The following is a 21,839-nucleotide window of genomic DNA, read 5'->3' on the forward strand; positions in this document are numbered from 1 at the left end:
GACAAAAGTAATTACTCCGTTGAGCGTTTTATATTTAATCATGTCTAACTACTTACAGCCAATGGAACCATAATTTTAGATGATGTCACAACTTTAGAAGGTGTCCCCAAAATTGCTTGGGAATATCGCCTTGGCAACCGTTGTGCTTTAGAGTGGATATTAGATCAATACAAAGAAAAGAAACCTAAAGACCCGACAATTGCTGAAAAATTCAATACATATCGCTTTGCAGATTACAAAGAACAAGTGATTGATTTACTACAAAGAGTCTGCACCGTCAGTGTGGAAACAATGCAGATTATTCAACAGATTGAGTTGTAATCGATTCGTTATTTTTCGGGAACAGACTAATCAATGTGCGTAAAGCCTGATTGACAGCTTCTCCATTAGGAAAATATTCCTGTACATCGGGATCAAGCATTACTGCCCCATCTTCAAGGGTAAAGTGCTGTACAACAGTTGTCTCATCAGCTTGATGAATGGTAACAGTATGTCCACGCCGATAAGCTTGGTAATGCTTTCCACGAACACCATCAGTGAAATCGTACTCTGGAAGCATATCGTTATCCGTGATATCAGGCTGCTCAGAATTAACTTTGTTCATAAACTTTCCGTTCTGCTTTTGTGGCTTGGCGGCAACTGATAATGCGAATATTGGGTTGACGTTCTGTATAAACTACAACGAGTAACTCTCCTCGTAAAGAAAGACCAATATCAATGTATCGTTCTTCCTCAATTGAGTGGTCAGGATCAGTGATAGTAATCGAAAACGGGTCATTGAATACAGTTTTTGCTTCCTCAAAGCTAATTCCATGCTTCTTGAGGTTTTCTTTGGCTTTTGTTTCATGCCATTCAAACCCCAATTCCACAGAATTACCCTCACTATGACGAATTTAGCAAGCCTCTCAATAATATTGTACGTTGTTTTTGAAAAAGTATATTTTCGTCCATATATTTTAATACTAAAAGTTCCTCCCACCGATGTACCATATACCTCGGTAATGATGGATGATTAATTGACAGAGATTCGCGCTAAACGTGCCACCAGCACTACTGAAGGTTACTCTAGCCAAGACCAGCTAGCTAGCTTAGATAGTCATTTCCAAATGTTGAGCAAAGCTGGATTTAAGACAGTCGCAGTACCTTGGAAATATTATGGTCTGGCGGTATTTGGTGGCTGTTTGTGAAAATTTTCGGTTTTGGATGCCTAGATTTGAGATTCGCCTGTCTCCAATAGGCATTTATAGCATTAACAACTTGATAGTAACAAAACAGCAATAAATAATATTATTTATCTTGATAAGAACTAATATATAAACGCATTAGGTATGTAAAGGAGGTTTTGCTAACTCACACAAGGGTTTTGACTGAAACTTGAGCTAATTAAGCTGGCTTTGTGTTTTTATACAATATTTCCACATCATAAGTACCGATGAGGATACTATCAATCCTCTACAGACCTATCCGAAAATACAGAGTAGAAAATTTCCTTCAGAAAAGAAACCAGAAACACGCGATTTGGATTCGTTTTTCTGCTCCTTTCTCCAGTGGAGTTAAAGCCACTGTTTGCCATCACTTAGTTTTAAAAGGAGAATATCTTGGATGGCTCGAAATAAAAAGAAATCAGCCGGGTTTAAGTATGAGCATCCACTCGTCTCTAGATGCCCTATTTGTTGTATTATCCCGCCCCACATGCTGGAAAATGTCGTGGTGAATGGCAATCCTCAGCAGCGGAGTTGGGCTTTTCATACATTAAATATTTCAGCACAGCTTCGTGGACGCAGAGATGTCATAGGTAGTATCTCCTTTGCACCTTCTCCAGGTGAGAAGCGCCGCACCATCTACGATGCCAAATATGGACAGCAACTCCCTGGCACATTAGTACGTGCTGAAGGAGATCCGCCAAGCAGTGATGCATCAGTAAATGAAGCCTACGATGCGGCTGGTGCTACTTATGACTTATTTCATGAAATATTCGATCGCAATTCTATTGACGACAAAGGACTACGTTTAGACTCCACCGTGCATTATGGCGTTAAATATGACAACGCCTTTTGGAACGGCGACCAAATGGTTTATGGTGATGGCGATGGAGAAATGTTTCAGCGCTTTACGAAATCAATTGATGTAATTGGGCATGAGTTAGCTCATGGGATAACTCAGTATGAAGCGGGTTTGCAGTATTATGGCGAACCAGGGGCACTAAATGAATCGTTTTCTGATGTCTTTGGTTCCTTGGTGAAACAAAAGTCCAAAAATCAGACTGCACAAGAAGCAGACTGGCTGATTGGTGAAGGTCTTTTAGTACCAACTGTCAAAGGTGTTGCCCTGCGGTCAATGAAAGTACCGGGAACAGCTTATGATGATTCGGTATTGGGTAAAGATCCCCAACCAGCCCACATGAAAGATAAATATACTGGTGTTGAAGATAATGCTGGAGTGCATATAAACTCAGGAATCCCTAACCATGCCTTTTATCTAGCGGCTGTGGAGATTGGTGGGTATGCTTGGGAAAAAGCTGGCAAAATATGGTATATAGCTTTACGTGATCGCTTGCGTGCCAAAGCAGATTTTAAAAAAGCTGCCAACGTCACCATTCAAGTTGCTGGCGAACTCTACGGTAATGACAGTAATGAGCAAAAAGCTGTGCGAAATGCCTGGCAAAAGGTAGGAGTTATTTAGGAGTGATGAGTGAGGAGTTAGGAATAAATGTTCAATACCTTCCACTGCCTCACTCAAGACTCAGGACTGATTAATCTGTTGTTTGTTGTTGTTAAACTGGGACGTGATAACTATCATCTCCCAGTCTTAGTATGTATTCCAACTAAATAACACAACGGAGAGCAAAAAAATGCGGGTATCATTTGAACGCACGGGCGGCTTTGCTGGAATTACCAAGAAGATAACCGTTGATACAGACACTCTCCCGGCACATGAAGCTGCGACACTTCCCCAATTAGTGGAAGTTGCTGATTTATTTAGGCTACCGGAACTAATTACTTCACCAAATCCCCAGAGCGATCGCTTTCAGTATAAGTTAACAGTAGAAGATAACGGCAAGCAGCATACAGTGACTGTCAGTGAGTCAGCATTGCCAGGAACCTTAAAACCCCTAATTGAATGGCTACAGACAGTTGCACAGAAAAAGTAAAAAGAATTACTTATAAGTCTCCATTTCAATTGGATTAATTTAATTTTTGAGTGTGTAAGTAAAGCGGTATTTGATACCTGTGTTGCAAACTTGACGGTACGGGAAGGTTTAGTAGTGGCTGGTTTTATCTCCAAATACGCAAATAATTTAGCACAAATGACACAACCACGCTTTGATCACCAGCTATTTTGGAAAGCTGCTTCTGTGAGAGGCTTTCTCATGCCTCATTATAAAGAATATATGGCAGAGGCACGCGATCGCATCTTTTACCTCTTCTATACAGGCAAACTCAAAGTTGCTACAGTTTCAAGGCATACAATCAATACCCGACGCTGTAGAATATCTTCTCAGTGGTCAGAATTGTGGCAAAGTAGTTGTGAAATTTCAAGTAACATGGTATCAGCTTATACTCAATGGGTGGTGAGAATGACACAAAATTCAGAAAATACTTTAAAAGTTGCTCAACAGGCATTTGAGCATCTTACACATGGAATGGCAACAGGAGAGTGGGAAGCATTGTTAGATATGCTCACAGAAGATTTCACCCTTTGGTTTCCAATGGCAAAATTCCACGGTTTAAACGTGGGAAAAGAGCGAGCTAGAGAATTTTTCGAGTACGTTTCTGAATCCTTTAGTCCTGGGTTGAAGCTGACTGGTCTAGACCGTGTTACCAGTAATGAAACGACTGCTGTCTTTGAGTTTCGGGACGAGGGTCTTTTATTCGGACAGCCTTACAGAAATCGGGTAGCGGTTTCTTTTGATGTGCGTGAAGACAAAATTTGTGGCTATAGAGAATACTTTGGCAGCGATGGTAAATCGTATTAAATAATTCTTAAGGAGGCAGGAGGCAGAAGGCAGGAGGCTCAGTTGGAATCCCCATAAATAAATTTAGGGAATTTAATAAGGACGCTGTATTTCTTGCGCTACACGTCTCGAAATACATATTTCTTTGTTTTTCATAAATAAATTTACTTGCTCTAAACCCGTTTCGCAGAGGGCAAAAAATATATTTTCTTCCTCCTGCCTCCTGCCTCCTGCCCTCTGCCTTTCTTCGGTAATTATGAATTATTTAATTGATTTTTATTAGTTACTCTCAGGGTTGAGTTCGTTGATTTCTCTGCACTTAGCCTCTGCGGCTTGATATGCTGCCAGATAGTCTTGACCACCCAACATTACATCACCGTAATATTCATAAGGTGGATCGCCATAAATTGGCAATGGATCATCTTCTGGATAATCTTCTTTTGATTCTTCAATGATGGCTTTCAGTTTTTTAACAGTCAGACTATGTGCTGCAAAATACCAGATTTCTTGGGGATTTTTGTTCAGGTAAGGTAATGTGGGATCGATAATGCGGACATCGGAGGCGTCGTCTAGCTCAATCCAACTGTGTTCAATAGGTCTATATGGCTTCCCAGCAAAAGCTAAAAATCCCTGAATATACTTTGCTCCCTCAGTAGATAATGCTGCTTTATAAGCATTATCAAACGGAGTGCTAGCTTTGCTGTTTATCTGTTCAGCAATTTTGATTGACAGCGTTTCATCCAATAGTTTGTTCATTAATAGCAAGGATTAGAGCAGCCATGAAAACATATTACCACTGCTACTTACCATTTTGCTTGGGCATGGGGCATTGGTTATTCACTAATGACAAATGACTAATGACTAATGACAAACTCTACTTTGTGCTAATAACTATCTGTAAATTTATTAACAAATCGCTTGAGGTGTAGGGCTTGGACAAAAGGGTTTTATAGCAATCGCCAAGGCAGTTAGGACGCTGTGCGAAGAACATCTTCTATGGCATCTCGAAGACAGTCAAATTGAATGAGTTGTTTACGAATTCGACTCTTCAACCATGACCAACATCGCTCAATTTTATTAAGATCAGGCGAATAAGGCGGTAAGTATTTTAAGTGACAGTCTGCCGCTTCAATTAATTCTTGAATACATCCGCCTCGGTGAAATGTAGCATTATCTGCAATCACTATTTGTCCGGGTTTAAGCGCTGGAATTAAACAAGTTTCAAGCCAAGTTTCAAATACGTTTCGCTTCCTTGCTCCCTCAACAGTAAACGGAGCAAATAACTTCCCATTACAACAAGCGGCGATCATATTAACTCGCCCTTGCCTCCTGCCACTTTTAAGAGCATGAAAGCGATTGCCTCTTTGATTCCAACCATACCTATAATCTTCTCTATTATCCAGTCCAGCTTTGTCTATATAGACTATTGACTCTGGTTTATACATCGCTATCTCTTCACTGAATGCTTGTCGTTTAACTTCATCTCGTTCTTGATAACCATAAGTTTTTTTTTACGAGTGAACCCAATTTTCCGTAAGGCTCTTGATATTGTGCGAGCGCTAATTTCTTTAATTTCTACTGACCATAGTTTGGCCATCTCTACTTGGGTTTTATCCCCATTAACCTCGACAAATTTCCCAAATTTTTCCCAGTCAGTAATTTTATCACCATTCCCTAATGGTTGATTTGGTAAAGCTTGGTAATCTCCAGTGGTGGCTTTACGTTGAAGCCATAGGTTGATTGTATTTCGACTGATTTGAAAAACTTGAGATGCTTCACTCTTGCTCATCCCGTCTAACTCAATTGCTTGAATTACTTTCTGACGTAGGTCGTAACTGTAGGGTTTTGGCATTATCTATTCCTCTACTGTCCGCTTGAGCAGTATCAATATTTGTTACTTTACTCATCAAGTATACTGTTTGTCCTAATCGCCTTGGCGGTTGCTATAACACTATTACCAAGGTTTTTAATCATTTCCTGATTGGATGCTAATCCACTAACACCAATAATTTTGATGTCTGGATTAATTTTTTTCAACACATTGATAGTCGTTGGTCTATCCATACATGGCATCATATCAACCAACAACACACTAGACTTCTTACATGAATCAAAAGCCCTCACCCTAAATCCCTCTCCCAAGCTTGGGAGAGGGACTTTGAAATTGGCTCCCCTTCTCCCAAAATTGGGAGAAGGGGTTGGGGGATGAGGGCGAATTTTGCATTTGTGCAAGAGGTCTACTAATTTCTTGTTGATATTTTGTATATAGTGCGATCGCAAAAATCACGGCGTTGTGGAAGCATCGAGTTTTAGCCGAGCCGTTTTAGCACGACAAGGACTTCCCCAACAAACCTGCCCAGAAGGCATATTAGTAAAAACACTACTCCGAGCGCCAATCACAGCATTAGCCCCGATTTGCACTCCTGGCCCAACAAAACAATCTGCCGCTACCCATGCACCATTGTCAATGGTAATACTCGCTGTTTTCAACCCAAAGGCAGGATCTTGGAGATCGTGAGTACCAGTACACAGGTAACTCTTTTGTGAAATTACGCAATGTTCACCGATGTGGATCTGATCGAGGCTATATAAAACTACGTTATCTCCAATCCAACTGTAGTTACCAATAGTGACTTTCCAGGGGTAGGTAAAGCGGGCTGTGGGTCGAATTAATACACCTTTGCCGATACGAGCGCCAAATAATCGTAGCAAAGCACAACGCAGAATATTTAACGGTTGAGGAGTTAGAGGAAAGGCGATCGCTTGTACAAACCACCATAATAAAACATACCAACTTGGACGCCCCCGGTCAAACCAAGATTGGTCATATTTGCGTAAATCTACGAACGGGTCATTAGTCATTGGTCATTGGTCATTTGTCATTGGTCATTTGTCATTAGTTATTAGTTAGGAATCAATGGTCAATAGCTTTGCTTCTGCTTCTCTGCTCCCCTGGTCCTCTGCTCCATCCTTCGGGATAGTTGCAGTATTTAAGTGACCACCACAGTTGCGTAATTCGTAAAGTTTAACGCCAATTTGATATTCATATTGACTCAGCAAACGTGCATAGATATATCCTGCTTTGCCATCTAAAAAACCGCGCTGAATTATATAAAACAAAACAAATCGCAAAATGGGTTTAAATGGTAGGTGTACCCACACTTTTTTCAAAAATCGTTTGCGTTGTACGGCATCACCAAATAGATTAGCGCCGATAGTACCGCTATCATCTTTACCTGTAAGAATATTAAAATAAACCCTGGCTTCCCAGTTTGAATAGCGGTTATGGCGTTCTAACCAGTGATAAAGGTCGCGGAAGTCTTCGTGGAGCATATCATTTTTGAGATACCCAACTTTCCCTTGCAAAATTACATGTTCGTGAACTTCGTTATCACCAGTATTAGGAATATCTTCTGTATTTAGATTTTCGTAGCGACCTTTTTTATGTTGAAATAAACGTAGATTCCAATCAGGATATTTACCACCATAACGAATCCATTTTCCTAAGAAAAATACGCGGCGGTTGAGATAATAACCTGTATATTCACCATTTTGAATTGCTTGGTCAATTTCTTCCCAAAGTTCGGGAGTGATGCGCTCATCACAATCTACAATTAGCACCCATTCATTACGAAAAGGGAGATTATCCAAAGACCAGTTTTTCTTTTTAGGCCAGCGTCCATTGAAGTTGAATTGTACGACATTTACACCGTGACTTTTAGCAATTTCAATGCTGTTGTCGGTACTTTGAGAATCTACTACAAATATTTCATCTGCTCTGCTGAGGCTAGCAAGGCAAGCAGGCAAGTTAGCTTGTTCGTTTTTTGCCGGAATTAGTACTGAAACTGGTATTTTAGATGACATATTGAGTAGAAATTATGTTACTGGTTATTTCTTATTTGATGTAGATAAAAGACCTTGAATAGCAGCATTTAAGTAACCAATCTGACCGTAAGCATACACCAGTTTGTCAAACCGTTCTGCTGGATCGGAGAAATATTGTAATGCTTTATACAAGCCTCGCAAAAACCGTTCGCTACCTCGCTGCAATTGAGCGATCCCAGCCTTACCAGCGAGTTGTTCTCGATAGCATTCACTGATACCCTGCCACCAGCCTCGGTTTAAAAACCAGGAGCGTTGGAGGCGCTCTGGGGCTACATTGTGAGCAACGAGTGCTTCGGGAAGATAAGCGACTTGCCAACCACGCTGTAGGGCGAATTCGGTCATTTGCAGTTCTTCGTTAGATAATAAATTTTTACCCACTCGACCGAGATGAGGATCGAAACCGCCAATTTCTTCTAGGAAACTGCGACGGATGGAGTAATTTAAGCCTCTGGGTGTTGAGCCAGGTTGCTCAATGTAGATGTTACTTTCACCTAAGTCGTATGCACCCAGATTTGCAGCTAGCCCCGGAGATAGCCACCGTGGTTGTTGAATTCCTGAGGGCCACAGGAGAGTGACTTTGCCACCTGCGATCGCTAGCTTAGAATTATTGTAATAGGCAAAATATAAAACTTGTAGCCAGCCCTTACTGGCAACGGCATCGTCATCTAGATAAGCAAGAATATCACCACTGGCTACCTTTGCACCTGTGTTACGGGCGACAGATAAACCAATGGTGGGTTCAAAAACATACTTCAGGCGCGGATTGTGGCTTCTTTGTTCTACAACCTCACGAGTGCGATCGCTAGATCCATTATCAACTACTACAATTTCAAAGTCAGCAGCAAAATCCTGTGCTAAAAGACTATCAATTGCAGCCCCTAAATAGGTATCTCGATTGTAAGTACAGATAATGGCAGAAATTTGGATGTCTGGCATAGATTGAATTTTGGATTTGAGATTTGGGACTTTCCTTCTCTACGAGACGCTGCGCGAACGGAACGTTACACGTAGCTTGCTTCCACGAAGGGGTACGGCTACGCTCAGTCGAACGATTTTAGATTAAAATCTTAAATCCAACGCTATAACTGCTGAGAGTTAATCTAAACCAAAAGTTACCGACCTACCAACCGAGTTTCTTCGGAAATAATCTTTAAAACTTTACGTTTGTTGAATATGACCGTGTAAAACTACAAGAGTTTGCGCCAGTTGACTAAGGCGGGTTTCCAAAGATTGCTTGCGTCCTAGCAGTTGACGTAACTTTTGGTAACGAGCGATCGCCATACTAACATTGGGAACCTGATCCGGTGGACATGGGCGCGACCAAACTTTACCAGTATCGTCTACACCACAGAGGCGATAGCCAGTAATAGATGATTGATAAGATACTTTTCCACCAGTGGCGCAAATTTCTTCTACGTAGTTCATCAGGCGGTCAACTTCTGCATGGCGCAGTGTCGCGGTTCCTCCCGGTTCTGGTTCGGTGGGATTGGATTCTAACCAGCCATTGACAATTGGCCCTTCTAAGTAAATATCCTGAATTTGCTTCAAAATATTTTGCAATTCTGTTTCCCAATCGGCGACGGTTTCCTGAATTTCTTGCAATAGATTCATCGCCAATGCTGGATTCGCTCCGTTGCGATGGCTACTAAAGCTCGGAGTTTTCAACTTGGGTAGGCTAGGTGTTTTGCCACCATTATCTTCTGCTTGAAAGGTCTGCACAGAGTCATGGTGAGGAAAGAAATTTTGTTCTGAAGGATAATCACTCTCAGTTTCTTTGCTCAATTCAACGAGTTTCTCATCCTGAGAGGATGGAATTTGTGTACTTTCTGTGGGTTCGTTGGCTCCGACGCTGATTCTAAAAGAGAAAGGCCGTTTTGTCGTCGAATCACCTGTTTCGGCAGTAGAGGCAGTGCCGCGATTCCCTAAATCGTGTAGAGTTGCTTCAATGCGTTTTAAGCCTGCGTTCATAAAGATATCCTAAAGTTTGCTTTCCCCAGTGGTATTGAATAATTGAGAATGGGGTTGTTGGGATTTTTGACTTTTGCCAGTTGTAGCATCAATGATGCTGGTGCTAATTTTATCCCTTAAAAGTTATTTGAAACCAAAAATCTCACCGATGAAGTAAAAAATTGTGGTAATAAATTGTAACCGTGGGTATGTGGAGGAGGCAGGAGGCAGGAGGCAGGAGGTTGGAATTTATCTGTTGCTCTCAACCCCATCTAATTCCAAGCCACGAAATCGTAGATTTTGGTGGAGGACTCAAACTACAAGCTCATTTGCGATAATAACCGCAAGAGGCAACGGCAATATTCCTTCTGCCTCCTGCCCTCTGCCTCCTGCCTCTCTTGTTAAAATACTCAGTAAAAAACTTTGGGTAAAATCATCTTAGTAACAGGGCCAGCACGATCTGGTAAAAGTGAATGGGCAGAAACTTTAGCTATGCAGTCAGGAAAAGCAGTTGTTTATATAGCAACAGCCACCGATAACCTAGACGATCAAGAGTGGCATCAACGCATTTTAGAGCACCAACAACGTCGTCCTCAAGACTGGGTAACTTTATCTGTAGCCGTGGAACTGTCTGCTACCCTTGCTGATGCCAAACCCTATACCTGTCTTTTAGTTGATTCTTTAGGAACTTGGGTTGCTAATCTCCTAGAACAGGACGAATCTAACTGGGAAAATGCCCTTGCAGAGTTTTTGGAGACGGTGGAACTGGTTGCTGCTGATATGCTGTTCGTAGCAGAAGAGGTGGGTTGGGGTGTGATCCCAGCTTATCCCCTTGGGAGAACGTTCCGCGATCGCCTCGGTTCTTTAGTACGCCAGCTAGCAACACTTAGCGAAACTGTTTATTTAGTGACTGGCGGCCATGTTCTCAATCTCAGCATTCTTGGTTCGCCATTGCCAAATAGAGGTGATGCTGGAACATTTAGGAGTCAAGATTCTTAACTGTTGATTCAAATTAATCCCAAATCTAAAATCTAAAATCTAGAATTGTAATATGGCAACCAAACAAGAACTTAAACGATACCTTGCCTACTGGTTTCAGTTGGGTAAGAAAGTGATTACGGGCAACGGTGAGGCAATTTTGCCCCAAGACGCTCTCTGCGAGACGCTGCGCGAACGCGGACTCGCTAACGCTCCGCTATCGGTGCTAAATGGCGATCGCTATAGTCAAGAATTTGAAGAGTGCTGGCAAAAAATTATTTCACCGGAATCGGGTGATTGTTACCTTGAGGGTACATACGAAACCATTGCTGAATTGTTGACACCAGCATGGGATATTATGCCTTGTGGCCGTTGTAGTATGCCAGTAGCCAAGCGAAACGTCGGGATGCCGGCGTTGTTATGTCCCTGCAATGATTTACCTAACTGGCCGAATACTGAATTGCCAGCACCGCGAGAGCCAATTAAGACTCAAGACCAACTCCAAATAATTCGCGATCGGCTTGTAAAGAATATTACATAAACTCCGCCAACGCACCAACAAAAGTTACGATAATCTCAAATTTTAATTAGCAGCACAAGATGTAGGGACGAGCGAGGAGTTATGGGGCGATGCAGTGGGTACTTGAGCAACCAAAACCACGTTTCCATTGGCATCTAGAATCCACCCTTGGGCTTCTACAATTTGAGTAGGCTCATTGACAGAATTAACCTTCTGTGATTTTTCTTCTGTGTATCCTTGCGCCTGAATAACCACTCTTTTCTGAATACCCTCAGCACGATTCTGACTCTCTGGAGGGAGGGCGATCCAACCTACCAGCACCGCATCATCAGCTATCAATGGCTCTGTGGGATCGGCTTGTATTCCTCCACGCCCAGTAGTAACAAATGAACCTCTTGCTATTTTTCCACCAGAACTACAACTAGCAGCAACTTGCTGCGAAGCATCAACCAGATTTACGGGTAGTTCCACTAATCCTTTACTGGGGTCAGCATCTGGTGAGTTGATTTGTACAGTGCCACTTAATGAAGGGTTTTGTTGAGAAAATGCTGTAATGTCACTTGTTGGTATGTTATTCGGGTTTATATCTTTTGGATCGAGCCTCTCCACCTCTGCACGAGTGCGTGACACAAACCCAAAGGTATTCTTAGCGGCGATCGCAATTTTACCACCAGAACCAAAGTTGGCGTTGGCGGTAATATCGCTATTTCCGAAAGGAGTGGCGACGAGAAAGCCATTACGTGCATTGATGGTGATATTACCGCCAGTTTTATCACCTCCAGCATTAGTAGAGATTTGACTGTTGCGACGCATCAGTAATAAGTCCTGCACCTGTACCGCAATGTCACCGCCCTTACCTGACTCACTATCAGATGTGAGTTTTCCTTTATCCAGCAGGATGGAACGAGCGCTTATATTGAGTTCGCCTGCTAGACCTAAATTGGGTATACCCCCTTGATAGTTAACATTTTTTCGAGCTTCACTGCTCACAGTTATTGCTGCCCCATCTTTGATAACCAATCGCCCTGTAGTTAGGGTCAAGTTGCCGCCATTTCCAGGCCCTTGAGTGCCAGCGAATAAGTTACTGAGCCTAGAACCATTTGCTGAGGTTCCCATTAATTCTATGGACTCAGAGGCGTTCACTATCAAATCTCCTCCATTTCCTGTAGCTGGTATAAATTGGTTAGAAAAACGCCCAAGTATACCTTCAGAACTTGTTGATATTGCTGCACCTCCCTCGATACGTAACTTTCCAGTATTAATTATTATGCTGCCAGCATTTGGAGCGCCATAAGTTGCACTAAATAATCCACTGGATGTTAAATCACTACCATCTGGCAAAGGAGAAATGGGGATGCCTGCAATTAGTTCTACGGAATCTGAGGCATTTATGGTCAATTGCCCTGCCAATCCCGAACCAACATTGAACATTAAGACTTGCGCTCCATCTCTGACAATCAACTTTCTGGTAGTGATATTTATATCTCCAGAGTTTCCAGTGTTGAAAGATCCAGTAGACAAGAATGCATTTATTCCAAGTTCTACAGACTCGGAAGCGTTCACTGTCAAATTTCCTCCTGGTTGCGCTCCCAGGGTAAGAGCCAAAATTTGTGAACCGTCAGTTACCAGTACACGCTGTCCTTGCAAGTGGATATTACCGCCACCTTGGCCACTGGTATCGATAGTAGACGGAATCTCACTTTGCTGGGTTAGTTGGATGTTCTGAAAATTTTGAACACCTTCATATCCGAATGCCCAACCTTGATTCGTTGAACTTACACCAACCAAACTATTGCCAGCAACACTTCCTAACTCAATTCTTCCCCCACTTGCCGTTATATTTCCGCCCTCTAGCGTTATATCACCGCCTATAAGTGCTAAGGTTTTGCCTTGCTGCACTTGTAGACCAACACCTTGTCCGAAGGTATTAATTGCATTATTTGGACTTGCTTGGGATTGATTGCGGATAGGTCGAGCAGTTGTTCCGAATTGTAAACCTATAGGAACACTTTCTGTGAGTAGAGGTGCAGTTTGACCAGATGTAGCACTAAAGTTTGTACCATCAGCAAAGTTCAAACTACTCGCCGTACTAGCCACAAATGAACCGCCAATATTTAAAGAAGCATTGGGCCCAAAAACAATGCCGTTAGGATTAATCAGAAATATATTGGCTGTGCCGTTAGCTTTAAGAATGCCATCTATATTAGAAACAGAATTGCCTGTCACCCGACTGATGATGTTCTGAATATCGATTGCATTGTTAAAATGGGCTGTCCTTCCCGCAGAGACAGAAAACTGTTCAAAGCTGTGGAACAAGTTTGTACCACGAACTGCTCCACCATCAATCTGGTCTGTAGGCTGACCATCAATTAGCTTTGGTGTAATTATTGAGCTTTCAGATCCGAGCGTGGTATCTGTTTGAATTTGAGCTAAGGCAAAACTCTCAGCAAAAGTGAGCACTCCAGCAATTACTAAAGTACTCACTATTCCTAACTTGCACTGGCAACTGCTTCGGTTTTGAGACATGAAAAACTTGCGCTCAAAAAATAAGAGTTTATTAAAATACTGCTTTTTGCTAATTAGTGATGTTAGTACGCTGATGTGATCTCTGTAGCCTAACTACTACATAAAAGCAAAGTTTAGTATTTTTACATTCACTAGAATAAACTCTTTGCAGTCCGAAGATTAAATTATTTAGCAGTAACAGCCTAAAGGGCTGCCAGTTGACGGGCAAGGGATACACAATGCTTTTTTGACTAACACAATTTCTGGTATTGAAGCTGTTGGAGTTTCTGCCAATAATGCATTGGGTTGCTGTTCATCAACTGCATCATCAGATTTGAGTTGATTGGGGTCGAGATTACACTGCCAATGAATTCTCAAGACTCTATATTCTAATAAGCCGTACTTTTCAAGCACTGAATGTAAGTCAGCGTTTTCTAGGCTTTGATCCATTTTCTGCTGAATCTCTTCTTGTAACTGCTGTAATAATTGAGGGTCTATAACTTGTTGAGAACTCATATTGTTTTCCTTCCTGACGGAATGTGTATAATTATTGCTTCAGTTTAGTTAGCAATGATTACGCTAAGTGTCATAAAAGTTCATGTTTTCCTGCGGGATTTCCTTTGCAGCTTATTTTGCGATAACACCAATTCAAATTATTTATTGTAGAGTGGGCATCTCGTCTAGTAACTAAAATCGGGCTTTCATTTCCCGTCTGTTTCCCCACTAATTCTTAATCCCCGTCGCAGCAATACCCTGAAGAAATTGACGCTGACCGATGAGAAATAATACCATCACTGGAACTGTCGCTATTGTCACTGCTGCCATCATCAAGGGCCAATTATTTGTAAATTGCTCCTGAAACTCAGCCAATGCTAGTTGCACCGTCCTTAATTCTGGTCTTGTCGTAAATACTAGAGGCTTAAACAAATCATTCCACTCACCGATGAAGGTGAACAAAAACAGTGTCACTAAGGCCGGACGGGCTAAAGGTAACATCACCCGCCACAAAATTTGCAGTCGGTTCGCCCCATCTATCGCTGCGGCTTCCTCTAACTCCAGGGGAATTGTCTGGAAATACTGACGTAATAAGAAAATCCCAAATCCGCTAACCGCAGTGGGTAGAATGAGCGCCCAGTATGTATTTATCAGGTGTCCCCACTTCAACACCAAAAAGATGGGAATCACCAATAACTGAAAGGGAATTACTAAAGTTGCTAAAACGACTAGTAGCAGTGCTTGGCGTCCCCGAAACTTCAACCGTGCTAGGGCGTAACCAGCCAAAGCAGAAGTGACAATCTGAAACGCCGTCACAGCGATCGCTACCAAGGTAGAATTAGCAAACGCCAGCAAAAATTTCCCTTGTTGCCACGCAACGCGGTAATTTGCTAAAGACCAGTTATTTTTGGACAAATTTTCTGGGCTGGCGGCTGTCGGTGCAAAGGAGGTGAGAAAGACCACAAACAGCGGTAGTAGAACGATAAATACCCCTAGCAGTAAGATTACTAGGCTCAAAAAATCACCAGATTTTAGATTCGGGTTTGGTTTAGACATAACTTGAGCCGCAAAGCATTTATTTCGCTAGTACTAGAGCATTGCCCCCAGCAACCATTAATCTATAAACATAGTCTACTTGTTAAGTTAAATTAAACCACAGTAATTGTTACCCTCAGTTCATAGGGTAAATTCAATCCTGGTGTCAAATAATTCAAGTTTACAGGAGTAAACATAACCATGCAGCAGCTTGCAGACCAATTTAAAGAATTAGATTTCAAGAGCGAAACATACAAAGATGCTTATAGCCGGATTAATGCGATCGTGATTGAAGGGGAACAAGAAGCCCATGAAAATTACATCACATTAGCCAAACTGCTGCCAGAATCTCATGATGAATTGATTCGCCTGTCCAAGATGGAAAGCCGCCACAAGAAAGGATTTGAAGCTTGTGGGCGTAACTTGGAAGTCACCCCAGATTTGCAATTTGCCAAGGAATTTTTCTCTGGACTACACCAAAATTTCCAAACAGCAGCGGCGTCCGGAAAGGTCGTCACTTGTCTGTTGATTCAGTCTTTGATTATCGAATGTTTTGCGATCGCAGCATATAACATTTACATCCCCGTCGCTGACGCTTTTGCCCGCAAAATCACGGAAGGAGTAGTAAAAGAAGAATACAGCCACCTCAACTTTGGAGAAGTTTGGTTAAAAGAGCATTTCACAGAATCCAAAGCTGAACTAGAACAAGCAAATCGCCAGAACTTACCTATCGTCTGGAAAATGCTTAATAAAGTAGAGGGTGATGCCCACACAATGGCAATGGAAAAAGATGCTTTGGTAGAAGACTTTATGATTCAATACGGTGAAGCATTAAGTAACATAGGCTTCACGACTCGCGACATCATGCGCTTGTCAGCCTACGGACTCATAGCCGCTTAAAAAAAGTTAGGAGTGAGGAATGATCAGTGAGAAATTATGAGTCGTACTCCTAACTCCTAACTCCCAACTCCTAACTCCCAACTCCTAACTCCCAACTCCTAACTCCCAACTCTAATAAATTCCACCCCCTCAAGACAGCATAAGCCTAATAATCACTACATGTTTGGTCTAATTGGACATCTGACTAGTTTAGAACACGCTCAAGCGGTAGCTCAAGAATTGGGATACCCAGAATATGCCGATCAAGGGCTAGACTTTTGGTGCAGCGCCCCACCGCAAATTGTCGATACCATTATTGTCACCAGTGTAACTGGGCAAAAAATTGAAGGACGGTATGTAGAATCTTGCTTTTTGCCGGAGATGCTGGCCAGTAGGCGCATCAAAGCCGCAACGCGCAAAATCCTCAACGCGATGGCTCACGCACAAAAGCATGGCATTAACATTACAGCTTTAGGGGGATTTTCGTCGATTATTTTTGAAAACTTTAAGTTAGACCAGTTTAGCCAAGTCCGCAACATTAAACTAGAGTTTGAACGTTTCACCACAGGAAACACACATACTGCCTACATTATTTGTAAGCAGGTAGAAGAAGCCTCAAAACAACTGGGAATCGATCTGTCAAAAGCGACTGTTGCAATATGTGGGGCAACTGGGGATATTGGTAGTGCAGTTACCCGCTGGCTAGATGCAAAAACAGATGTCAAAGAACTTTTATTAATCGCCCGCGATCAAGAACGCCTCAAAGAACTGCAAGGCGAACTGGGACGAGGAAAAATCATGGGTTTGACAGAAGCATTGCCTGAAGCTGACGTTGTAGTTTGGGTTGCTAGTATGCCCAGAGGCGTGGAAATTGACCCCACCACTTTGAAACAACCCTGTTTATTGATTGATGGTGGCTATCCTAAAAACTTAGCAACAAAAGTTCAGCATCCTGGTGTATATGTGTTAAATGGTGGGATTGTAGAGCATTCCCTGGATATTGACTGGAAAATTATGAAAATCGTCAATATGGACGTGCCAGCCCGCCAGTTGTTTGCTTGTTTTGCCGAATCAATGCTGCTGGAATTTGAGAAGTTATACACGAACTTTTCGTGGGGACGGAATCAGATTACCGTAGACAAAATGGAGCAGATTGGTAAGGTATCTGTGAAGCATGGATTTAGACCGCTGCTGGTTTAACTGTAAGAGTTAGGAGTTAAAAGTTAGGAGTTAAGAGTTAATAACTTTCATCAGTACACGCCTTCTAATACCTAACTCCTCACTCATAACTCCTAACATCCTAACTCCTCATCCCTCACTCTGAAAAACTTATAACTCGTAACTTATAACCCCTACGATGGCAACTACCGAGCGTAAACCGCTACTGTTAGATTTTGAAAAGCCCCTAGCAGAACTTGCAACCCGAATCGATCAAATTCGGCAACTTGCAGAAGAAAATGGCGTCGATGTTTCTGGTCAAATTCGTCAACTAGAAGCACGCGCCATGCAACTACGTGAGGAAATTTTCACTAGTCTATCCCCGTCCCAGCGATTACAAGTCGCTCGTCATCCGCGTCGCCCTAGTACTCTCGATTACATTCAGGCAATTAGTGATGAATGGATGGAATTGCATGGCGATCGCTGTGGTGGTGACGATCCAGCTTTAGTTGGTGGTGTTGGTCGTCTGAGTGGGCAACCTGTGGTAATGTTGGGTCATCAAAAAGGACGCGATACTAAAGACAATATTGCCCGTAACTTTGGAATGCCTTACCCTGGCGGCTATCGCAAAGCCATGCGGTTGATGGAACACGCCAACAAGTTTAGTATGCCGATACTAACTTTTATCGACACGCCCGGAGCTTGGTCTGGGGTAGAAGCAGAACACCAAGGTCAAGGAGAAGCGATCGCTTACAACTTACGGGAAATGTTTTGCTTGGATGTGCCAATTATCTGCACAGTTATCGGTGAAGGTGGTTCTGGTGGCGCACTTGGTATTGGAGTAGGCGATCGCCTACTCATGTTTGAACACTCCGTTTACACCGTCGCCACTCCCGAAGCCTGCGCCGCCATTTTGTGGAAAGATGCTGGTAAGGCTCCCCAAGCCGCTGTGGCGCTAAAAATTATTTCCCATGACCTGAAAAAGTTGGGAATTATCGACCAAATACTGCCTGAACCCACTGGTGGCGCTCATTCCGACCCCTTAAAAGCCGCTACCACTCTCAAGCAAGTGCTAATGGAAAATTTAGACGAACTCAATCGTTTAACCGCTCCAGAACGCCGCCAACTGCGCTATGAAAAATTCCGCAAAATTGGTGTTTTTACAGAAGTTGCTCACTAACGGCACTGCATAATGATTTATTAGTAAAGCAGCAATGCTATAATTGCCTATGTGCTTAAAGATTTTTAACAATCTAGCCATAGGCATTCGCATATTTGGCAAATCTACTCAATTTAATTGAGTGGGTTTTGTATTATGTAAATAATCTAATTTGAATGTACGGCGTGGTTTTCCAGGCAACAACTTGTTGTCTTCACTGCTAAAACCCACAATATGGGAACTGTTGTGCTGCATCATAGCATTTGCTTAATGAAAATCATCAGATTTTTAGATTCCTTTAATCTATCCAAACCGAGAAGTGTGAATAATGGGATGGTAATAGGCTTTGGGAACTGCCAAAAAATTGGGAGACACCATGAATGTTGAGCAAAAACGACGCGCCCTGATTACTGGGGCAAGTAGTGGAATTGGGAAAGCAACGGCTTTAGCCTTTGCCAAAGCGGGAATAGATGTCGCCTTAGTCAGCCGTTCTTTGGATAAATTGGAGGCGGTAAGAGAAGCCGTAGAGCATACTGGGGTGGAAGCGAAAGCTTACGCTGTAGATTTAGCGCGGATCTTGGAAGTCAAAGAAAAGATCCAAGCGATCGCTCTTGACTTTGGTGATATAAACATTCTGGTAAACAATGCTGGCATTGCCTATACAGGAACTTTGAGCGAAATTTCACTAGAGGGCTGGCAGCAGGTAATTGACTTGAATCTCACCAGCGTGTTTCAGTGCATTGTGGGGATTTTACCTTCAATGCGCGATCAAGGCGCAGGCACAATTATCAACGTCGCCTCAATTGCCGCCAAGCAACCCTTTCCCGGTTGGGGAGCATACAGCGTCAGCAAAGCTGGTTTGATAGCCCTCTCTCAAACCCTGGCACAAGAAGAACGCACTCATGGCATTCGTGTCACAGCTATCTGTCCTGGCGCAGTCAATACCGAACTTTGGGATACAGAAACAGTCCATATCAACTTAGACCGTTCTAAAATGTTAACCCCGGAAATTGTGGCTCAGTCAATTCTCTATACAGTTCTGTTACCACAACAGGCAGTGATTGATGAATTGACCTTGATGCCCAGCGCTGGCGCACTCTAATTGCGAAGTTAGGAGTTAGAAGTTATGAGTTAAAAGTTAGGAGTTATAAATTTATAACTCCTAACTCATAACTCATAACTCATAACTAAATTAAAACCATAACCAAGACTGAATCATGACTATTGCTAGTTCCAACGGTTCCAATTGCTCTCAATCGCCTCTGATTCCCGACTTGGCAGAAGCCATAACTCCCAGACCCGATCGCAATACTAATAACGGGCGACAACCGGATGTGTTCCCGCCAACAGAGGAACAGATGGAGGAAATGAAGGACGCCGTGCGGACACTAATACTGGGAGTTGGCGAAGACCCCGAACGCGAAGGACTCCTGAAAACACCCAAACGAGTAGCCGAGGCAATGCGGTTTCTTACCAGTGGGTACAACCAATCTCTTGAAGAACTCGTTAACGATGCCATCTTTGATGAAGGGCATAGCGAGATGGTGCTAGTTAGAGATATTAATTTCTTTAGTTTGTGCGAACACCACATGCTGCCATTTATGGGTAGAGCGCACGTTGCTTATATTCCCAACCAAAAAGTTGTCGGACTGAGTAAGCTGGCCCGGATTGTTGAGATGTATTCCCGTCGCTTACAAGTACAAGAGAGGTTAACTCGTCAAATTGCCGAAGCAATCCAGACCGTTCTAGAACCTCAAGGCGTTGCTGTAGTGATGGAAGCTAGCCACATGTGCATGGTAATGCGTGGCGTTCAGAAACCAGGTTCCTGGACTGTCACTAGCGCAATGGTTGGTGTGTTCCAAGAGGAACACAAAACCCGCGAAGAATTTTTTAACTTAATTCGCCACCAACCAGCGTTCTTTTAAATGCTGAGTTAGGAGTTAGGAGTTAGGAGTTAATTCACAACTCATTACTCCTAACTTCTAAGTAAATCAATGTTTTTTAGACTGTGAAATAGGAGTGCTACTTTATCTAAATCCTTATCTCCTGGTGTCCGTTCCACACCACTAGATAAATCAACGCCGCTAGGATTAACCTGATTTAGGGCTTCCACAATATTATCGGCTGTTAGTCCCCCTGCTAAAAGCCAAGGACAACTAGGGCTAAATTGTTCTAGCATCTTCCAATCTAAAGTTTTGCCTGTACCACCCAGTTGTTGCGGATGGTAAGCGTCAAGTAGCAAAGTATCGACAAATTTGGTGTAATCAACCGCTGTGTCAAGATGCTCAAGACTACGAATTCTCAGTGCTTTAATAATTTCAATATTGGGTAAAGCTTGACGTAGTTGGTAGCAAAAATTTGGTGATTCATCTCCGTGTAACTGCACACCAGTCAACCCAGAATCAGCAATTATCTGACTGATTTCAGCGATACTAGCGTTGGCAAAAACCCCAATTGTGTCAATATTTGCCGGGAGTTCTGCCACTGCTGCCCGAATTTGCAATGCGGTAACGTAACGAGGTGAATTTGGTACACAAATAAATCCTAGTGCTGTTGCGCCTAGAGAGGCGATCGCTATAGACTGCTGTGGTTGAGTAATGCCGCAAATCTTAACGCGCATGAATATTTAACAAATTTAAACTAATCATCTGAAAAGTCTAAACTATCTAAAAAATTTTTGGGCCTTGTAATTTTATAATCTTGTAGGTCTACATTAACTTTTCCATTCAGGAGACAAAACCTTGATTTCCTCTATTTTACTAGCAGCCGCCGCTGCATCTGTTCCCGCAACACCTGTGTGGAATCCCACAGTAGGAATCATCATCAGCATCAGTAGCTTAGTAGTTGTTTTGCTAAGTACTAGGATTGAAAAACCCTTAGTTGGCCCCAAGTTCCCTATTTTGCCGATTAGTATTCCAACATTTGTTGCTGCGATGGCTTTTGGTCATATTATTGGCGTTGGCATAGTTCTAGGACTAACTTACATCGGTCGTCTGTAGTTTTGTGATGACAGAGGTGTTACTTGTAACGCCACTATCAATACAAAACTCCTAAAAATGATTTTGGGCAGTGGGTAGGGGGAGTAGGAAAGAAATAACTTATGACCCATGCCCAATGCCCCATGCCCCATACTCAATTCCCAATTCCAGAGTTTTGCTCATAGGCATTAATTGTCTATTCTAGAAATAAGAGCATTTCGTCACTTGTTACTACCGAATTGATGCTCAATATAGATGTGTATACGAATATGCAATAGATGTGTATACGAATATGCATAGTATATAGGTATAAAAAGTACTGACGATATCTAGTTTTAGGGCAAT

Annotated in this window: 25 protein-coding genes and 2 pseudogenes; 14 read left to right on the forward strand and 13 right to left on the reverse strand. The window is 42.5% G+C overall.

What is annotated here, in order from left to right; translation table 11 throughout:
* Nucleotides 1-72: 72 nt before the first annotated feature.
* Nucleotides 73-321 carry a type ISP restriction/modification enzyme gene (locus tag HWQ40_RS28790; protein WP_366934033.1) on the forward strand — a complete coding sequence of 83 codons (249 nt, stop codon included), beginning with the start codon at nt 73-75 and terminating at the stop codon, nt 319-321.
* On the opposite strand, the gene HWQ40_RS28795 is transcribed toward HWQ40_RS28790, so the two are convergent.
* Both HWQ40_RS28795 and HWQ40_RS28800 read right to left on the reverse strand, forming a co-directional pair.
* Nucleotides 299-604, reverse strand: a complete 306-nt coding sequence (locus HWQ40_RS28795) for a hypothetical protein (protein ID WP_292785022.1) — start codon at nt 602-604, stop codon at nt 299-301. The two genes, HWQ40_RS28790 and HWQ40_RS28795, sit on opposite strands and share 23 nt — an antisense overlap.
* On the reverse strand, nt 591-863 hold the full coding sequence (locus HWQ40_RS28800; RefSeq protein WP_292785102.1) for a BrnT family toxin: 273 nt from the start codon (nt 861-863) through the stop codon (nt 591-593). Before HWQ40_RS28800 ends, HWQ40_RS28795 begins: the two co-directional genes overlap by 14 nt.
* Before the next feature lie 153 nt (nt 864-1,016).
* Here HWQ40_RS28800 and HWQ40_RS28805 point away from each other — a divergent pair.
* The 5 genes and pseudogenes from HWQ40_RS28805 to HWQ40_RS28825 form a co-directional block, all read left to right on the forward strand.
* Nucleotides 1,017-1,187, forward strand: a pseudogene (locus HWQ40_RS28805) (SAM-dependent methyltransferase); the annotation flags it as partial.
* A gap of 415 nt (nt 1,188-1,602) precedes the next feature.
* Entirely contained in the window at nt 1,603-2,682 is a 1,080-nt protein-coding gene (locus HWQ40_RS28810; protein WP_292785023.1) for a M4 family metallopeptidase, read from the forward strand.
* Nucleotides 2,683-2,851: 169 nt separating this feature from the next.
* On the forward strand, nt 2,852-3,151 hold the full coding sequence (locus HWQ40_RS28815; RefSeq protein WP_292785025.1) for a protealysin inhibitor emfourin: 300 nt from the start codon (nt 2,852-2,854) through the stop codon (nt 3,149-3,151).
* A 21-nt stretch (nt 3,152-3,172) separates the two neighbouring features.
* Nucleotides 3,173-3,575 (forward strand): annotated as a pseudogene (locus tag HWQ40_RS28820) (hypothetical protein); the annotation flags it as partial.
* Between the two features lie 2 nt (nt 3,576-3,577).
* Nucleotides 3,578-3,976 carry a nuclear transport factor 2 family protein gene (locus HWQ40_RS28825; RefSeq protein WP_292785027.1) on the forward strand — a complete coding sequence of 133 codons (399 nt, stop codon included), beginning with the start codon at nt 3,578-3,580 and terminating at the stop codon, nt 3,974-3,976.
* Nucleotides 3,977-4,234: 258 nt separating this feature from the next.
* Here the strand turns inward: HWQ40_RS28825 and HWQ40_RS28830 are convergent, their stop codons facing one another.
* The 7 genes from HWQ40_RS28830 to HWQ40_RS28860 all read right to left on the reverse strand — a co-directional run bounded on the left by HWQ40_RS28830 (nt 4,235) and on the right by HWQ40_RS28860 (nt 9,808).
* The gene (locus tag HWQ40_RS28830) at nt 4,235-4,711 is read right to left on the reverse strand and encodes a hypothetical protein (protein ID WP_292785029.1); all 477 of its coding nucleotides are present in this window, start codon (nt 4,709-4,711) and stop codon (nt 4,235-4,237) included.
* Between the two features lie 212 nt (nt 4,712-4,923).
* Nucleotides 4,924-5,807, reverse strand: a protein-coding gene (locus HWQ40_RS28835; RefSeq protein WP_292785031.1) for an IS630 family transposase whose coding sequence is annotated in 2 segments (ribosomal slippage) — nt 4,924-5,466 and nt 5,469-5,807 — 882 coding nt in all. Because the reading frame shifts where the segments join, the coding sequence is not laid out codon by codon here.
* A gap of 47 nt (nt 5,808-5,854) precedes the next feature.
* The gene (locus tag HWQ40_RS28840; RefSeq protein WP_292785033.1) at nt 5,855-6,019 is read right to left on the reverse strand and encodes a hypothetical protein; all 165 of its coding nucleotides are present in this window, start codon (nt 6,017-6,019) and stop codon (nt 5,855-5,857) included.
* A gap of 219 nt (nt 6,020-6,238) precedes the next feature.
* Nucleotides 6,239-6,817, reverse strand: coding sequence for a hormogonium polysaccharide biosynthesis acetyltransferase HpsU (gene hpsU, locus HWQ40_RS28845; RefSeq protein ID WP_292785035.1), 579 nt, complete (start codon nt 6,815-6,817; stop codon nt 6,239-6,241).
* A gap of 45 nt (nt 6,818-6,862) precedes the next feature.
* Entirely contained in the window at nt 6,863-7,819 is a 957-nt protein-coding gene (locus tag HWQ40_RS28850) for a glycosyltransferase family 2 protein (protein WP_292785037.1), read from the reverse strand.
* Between the two features lie 24 nt (nt 7,820-7,843).
* Nucleotides 7,844-8,776: a glycosyltransferase family 2 protein gene (locus HWQ40_RS28855; RefSeq protein ID WP_292785039.1), complete on the reverse strand. Its 933-nt coding sequence runs from the start codon at nt 8,774-8,776 to the stop codon at nt 7,844-7,846.
* Between the two features lie 222 nt (nt 8,777-8,998).
* Nucleotides 8,999-9,808 carry a hypothetical protein gene (locus tag HWQ40_RS28860; RefSeq protein ID WP_292785041.1) on the reverse strand — a complete coding sequence of 270 codons (810 nt, stop codon included), beginning with the start codon at nt 9,806-9,808 and terminating at the stop codon, nt 8,999-9,001.
* Nucleotides 9,809-10,210: 402 nt separating this feature from the next.
* Between HWQ40_RS28860 and cobU the strand changes: the two genes are divergently transcribed.
* Both cobU and HWQ40_RS28870 read left to right on the forward strand, forming a co-directional pair.
* Nucleotides 10,211-10,786: a bifunctional adenosylcobinamide kinase/adenosylcobinamide-phosphate guanylyltransferase gene (gene cobU / locus HWQ40_RS28865; RefSeq protein ID WP_292785043.1), complete on the forward strand. Its 576-nt coding sequence runs from the start codon at nt 10,211-10,213 to the stop codon at nt 10,784-10,786.
* Nucleotides 10,787-10,838: 52 nt separating this feature from the next.
* Complete coding sequence (locus HWQ40_RS28870) at nt 10,839-11,306, forward strand: hypothetical protein (RefSeq protein WP_292785045.1); 468 nt, start codon at nt 10,839-10,841, stop codon at nt 11,304-11,306.
* Nucleotides 11,307-11,348: 42 nt separating this feature from the next.
* On the opposite strand, the gene HWQ40_RS28875 is transcribed toward HWQ40_RS28870, so the two are convergent.
* From HWQ40_RS28875 to HWQ40_RS28885, 3 genes are all read right to left on the reverse strand, one after another.
* Complete coding sequence (locus HWQ40_RS28875) at nt 11,349-13,811, reverse strand: filamentous hemagglutinin N-terminal domain-containing protein (RefSeq protein WP_292785047.1); 2,463 nt, start codon at nt 13,809-13,811, stop codon at nt 11,349-11,351.
* Nucleotides 13,812-13,979: 168 nt separating this feature from the next.
* Entirely contained in the window at nt 13,980-14,306 is a 327-nt protein-coding gene (locus HWQ40_RS28880; RefSeq protein ID WP_292785049.1) for a hypothetical protein, read from the reverse strand.
* Between the two features lie 207 nt (nt 14,307-14,513).
* Nucleotides 14,514-15,341, reverse strand: a complete 828-nt coding sequence (locus HWQ40_RS28885) for a carbohydrate ABC transporter permease (protein ID WP_292785051.1) — start codon at nt 15,339-15,341, stop codon at nt 14,514-14,516.
* 180 nt (nt 15,342-15,521) lie between these two features.
* On the opposite strand from HWQ40_RS28885, the gene HWQ40_RS28890 reads away from it, so the two are divergent.
* From HWQ40_RS28890 to folE, 5 genes are all read left to right on the forward strand, one after another.
* Nucleotides 15,522-16,220, forward strand: a complete 699-nt coding sequence (locus HWQ40_RS28890; RefSeq protein WP_292785052.1) for an aldehyde oxygenase (deformylating) — start codon at nt 15,522-15,524, stop codon at nt 16,218-16,220.
* A gap of 159 nt (nt 16,221-16,379) precedes the next feature.
* Nucleotides 16,380-17,399, forward strand: coding sequence for a long-chain acyl-[acyl-carrier-protein] reductase (locus HWQ40_RS28895; protein WP_292785053.1), 1,020 nt, complete (start codon nt 16,380-16,382; stop codon nt 17,397-17,399).
* Nucleotides 17,400-17,556: 157 nt separating this feature from the next.
* Nucleotides 17,557-18,537 (forward strand): acetyl-CoA carboxylase carboxyltransferase subunit alpha, encoded by a 981-nt coding sequence (locus tag HWQ40_RS28900; protein ID WP_094349744.1) that lies wholly within the window; start codon nt 17,557-17,559, stop codon nt 18,535-18,537.
* A 355-nt stretch (nt 18,538-18,892) separates the two neighbouring features.
* Nucleotides 18,893-19,618, forward strand: a complete 726-nt coding sequence (locus HWQ40_RS28905) for an SDR family oxidoreductase (RefSeq protein WP_292785054.1) — start codon at nt 18,893-18,895, stop codon at nt 19,616-19,618.
* A 115-nt stretch (nt 19,619-19,733) separates the two neighbouring features.
* A complete protein-coding gene (gene folE, locus HWQ40_RS28910; RefSeq protein WP_292785055.1) occupies nt 19,734-20,441 on the forward strand; it encodes a GTP cyclohydrolase I FolE in 708 nt (235 codons plus the stop codon).
* A gap of 50 nt (nt 20,442-20,491) precedes the next feature.
* Here folE and HWQ40_RS28915 read toward each other — a convergent pair whose 3' ends face one another.
* Complete coding sequence (locus HWQ40_RS28915) at nt 20,492-21,136, reverse strand: phosphoribosylanthranilate isomerase (RefSeq protein WP_292785057.1); 645 nt, start codon at nt 21,134-21,136, stop codon at nt 20,492-20,494.
* A gap of 121 nt (nt 21,137-21,257) precedes the next feature.
* Here HWQ40_RS28915 and psaK point away from each other — a divergent pair, with 121 nt between their 5' ends.
* A complete protein-coding gene (psaK, locus tag HWQ40_RS28920) occupies nt 21,258-21,515 on the forward strand; it encodes a photosystem I reaction center subunit PsaK (protein WP_292785059.1) in 258 nt (85 codons plus the stop codon).
* The last annotated feature ends 324 nt before the right edge of the window (nt 21,516-21,839 follow it).

The organism is Nostoc sp. NMS9, from assembly GCF_017114995.1.
In the GTDB taxonomy this organism is placed as follows: Bacteria; Cyanobacteriota; Cyanobacteriia; order Cyanobacteriales; family Nostocaceae; genus Nostoc.